This window comes from Deltaproteobacteria bacterium (genome assembly GCA_009929795.1).
Lineage (GTDB): Bacteria > Desulfobacterota > Desulfovibrionia > Desulfovibrionales > Desulfomicrobiaceae > RZZR01.
Genome location: RZZR01000256.1, coordinates 1 through 2556 on the forward strand (window position 1 = coordinate 1; position 2556 = coordinate 2556).

The window sequence follows — 2556 nt, forward strand, 5'->3', positions numbered from 1 at the left end:
TAGGTCTTGAAGACGGCATACTGCTCAAACCGGCCCACGTCGTGGAACAATGCCCCGGCCAGGGCCAGTTCCACCGTACGGCCCCTGAACCCTGCGGCCTCGGTCACGAATTTGGCCTCGGCCAACACCCGCAGGGTATGGTCGATCTTGAGTTTGACGTTTTCCCTGTCGGCTTCGCTGACCAAAGAACGGACAAAGAGCCGGGCATAGGACTCGAACCGGGCTTTTAGGTGTTCTATACCCGGGACTGTTTCGGTTTCGGCGTCCATCAGCCCTGAAAAAACTCGTAGAAGTCCTCGTGGATTTCCACAAAAACCCGGCCACTCTCCTCACGGACCCTGACGACCAGTTCCGGTCTCAAGGCCACGTCCAGTGCTAGGTCTTCCAGACGGGCCTTTTCCTTGTTCACGGCCGGGCCAGGGGCATCGAACTCGGCAACGATAATCCACTCCATGTCTATCTCCTTGTATTTGTTCTTGTCGATTAAACTTACAGGGGCATGCATCCCCTACTTCCTCCAGAACTCGGGCACGAACAGGACGATGACCGTGTATATCTCCAGCCGTCCGATGATCATACCGCAAATGAGCACCCATTTTCCAAAGGCCGGGATATGGGCGTAATTCTCGGCCGGCCCAACGCTGCCAAAGCCCGGACCGATGTTCCCGATGCAGGCGATAGAGGCCGAAAATGCCGTGCCCAGATCCAGGCCCGTGGCCGCCAGCAATATCCCCGTCAAAACGAAAAGGGCCAGAAAGAGAACAAAGAAGCCCCATACCCCGCTCATGACGTCCGGCTTGACGATTCGGTCTCCAAGCTTGATGGTCGTTACCGATCTGGGATGGACCAGACGGAACAGCTCGTTGTAGGCCTGTTTTGCCAAAAGCATGATCCGCATGCACTTGGGACCACCGCTGGTGGAACCGGCGCACCCGCCGAAGAACATGAGGGCTACGAGGATTCCCTGAACCACAAAGGGCCAGGCCTCGTAATCGGCCGTGGCGAAACCGGTCGTGGTCATGATCGAAACGACCTGGAAGGCTGAATAGCGCAGGGCGTCGAAGGTATCGTGATACTCGGCCGCGTAGAGGTCCACGGTCCCGATCAGGACGCAAACGAGCAGGATGACGGCGAAAAAACGAAACTCAGGATCCCTCCACACGGCCAGGGGCCGCCCCCGCAAAGCCTGGAAGTGCAGGGCGAAATTCACCCCGGCCAGGAACATGAAAAAAGTGACCACCCACTCCACATAGGCGCTGCCGAACGAGGCCACCGAGGCGTTTCTGGTCGAAAATCCCCCCGTGGCCATGGTGGCGAAGGCGTGGCTCAGGCTGTCGCAGAGGTCGAGCCCTCCAAACAGGAGCAGAAGTGTCTGAATGAGGGTGAAGAGGACATAGACCTTCCACAGGGTCATGGCCGTATCCTTGATCTTGGGCTGGAGCTTGTCCGGCACCGGTCCCGGCACTTCGGCCTTGTAGAGCTGCATGCCCCCCACCCCGAGAAAGGGCAGAATGGCCAGGGACAGGACGATGATCCCCATGCCTCCCAGCCATTGGGTCATGGCCCGCCAGACCAGAAGGCCCTTGGGCATGGCCTCGATGTCGGTCATGACCGAGGCCCCGGTGGTGGTCAGCCCGGAGACCGACTCGAACATAGCGTCGGTGAAATTTTCGAATCCGGACAGGAAAAATGGCAGAGCCCCGAAGGCCCCCACGGCCGTCCAGCTCAGGGCCGTGATGACCATGCCCTCGCGGTGATTGATGGACTGGCCCTTTTGGGACCTCAGCCCAAGATGCAGACACAGCCCCACCACGACAGTTACCGCCGAAGAAAGGGCCAGGGGCACGGCCGAATCGTCTCCGTAAAACGCGGCAAATAGCAGGGGCAGGAGCATGGCCAGGCCGGTGCAGAGCAGAACCACTCCGACCACCTTCCAGACGTAGCCCCAGCGCATCAGAACTGCTCCAGCTTGACCGCCAATGCCTTTTCGACCTTGGCGATGTTCCCCCGCAGGGAGAGGATGATCAAGCGGTCGTCGGCCTGAATCGTGTCGCTCCCGGTGGGGATGACCACCTCATCGCCCCGCATGATTCCGAGGACGATGGACCCCTTGGGAAAGGGAAGGTCGAAGATGGGCTTGCCGACCACGGCCGAATTCTTCAGGGCGATGGCCTCCAGGGCCTCGGCCTCGTCCTTGATGGACACCGTGCTGATCACCCGGCCCTTGCGGGCGTACTTGAGGATGGTGTTCACGGCCGAAAGTCTGGGGCTGACGATGTGCTGCAGACCGATAGTCCTGACCAGGGGAACATACTCGGACTTGTTGATCCGAGTGACGGCCATGCCCGCCCCCAGCTTTCGGCAGAGCAGGGAGGACAGGACGTTCACCTCGTCCTTGTCCGTCAGGGTCACGACCACGTCCATGCCCCGGACGTTCTCCTCCAGCAAAGCCTCCTGGTTGGTTCCGTCCCCGTGAAGGACCACGGTCCTGTTCAGACGTTCGGCCAAAAAACGGCAACGTTCCTCGTCCCGGTCCATGATTTTGGCGTGCAGGCC

At 60.0% G+C, this 2556-nt stretch carries 4 protein-coding genes; all 4 read right to left on the minus strand.

Features of this window, described 5'->3' with window-relative positions:
- Window positions 1-269 (minus strand): hypothetical protein (locus tag EOM25_13905; GenBank protein NCC26268.1); only part of this gene is annotated, 269 nt, incomplete at its 3' end.
- Window positions 269-454 (minus strand): hypothetical protein, encoded by a 186-nt coding sequence (locus EOM25_13910; protein NCC26269.1) that lies wholly within the window; start codon window positions 452-454, stop codon window positions 269-271. The genes EOM25_13910 and EOM25_13905, both read right to left, overlap by 1 nt.
- 54 nt (window positions 455-508) lie before the next feature.
- Window positions 509-1954: a TrkH family potassium uptake protein gene (locus tag EOM25_13915; GenBank protein ID NCC26270.1), complete on the minus strand. Its 1446-nt coding sequence runs from the start codon at window positions 1952-1954 to the stop codon at window positions 509-511.
- Window positions 1954-2556, minus strand: a 603-nt coding sequence (locus tag EOM25_13920; protein ID NCC26271.1) for a Trk system potassium transporter TrkA, incomplete at its 5' end; no start/stop codon positions are given. The genes EOM25_13915 and EOM25_13920, both read right to left, overlap by 1 nt.

Coding starts and splice junctions, on each gene's coding strand:
- EOM25_13910 (NCC26269.1), bottom strand. CDS start 454: ATGGAGTGGATTATCGTTGCCGAGTTCGATGCCCCTGGCCCGGCCGTG.
- EOM25_13915 (NCC26270.1), bottom strand. CDS start 1,954: ATGCGCTGGGGCTACGTCTGGAAGGTGGTCGGAGTGGTTCTGCTCTGC.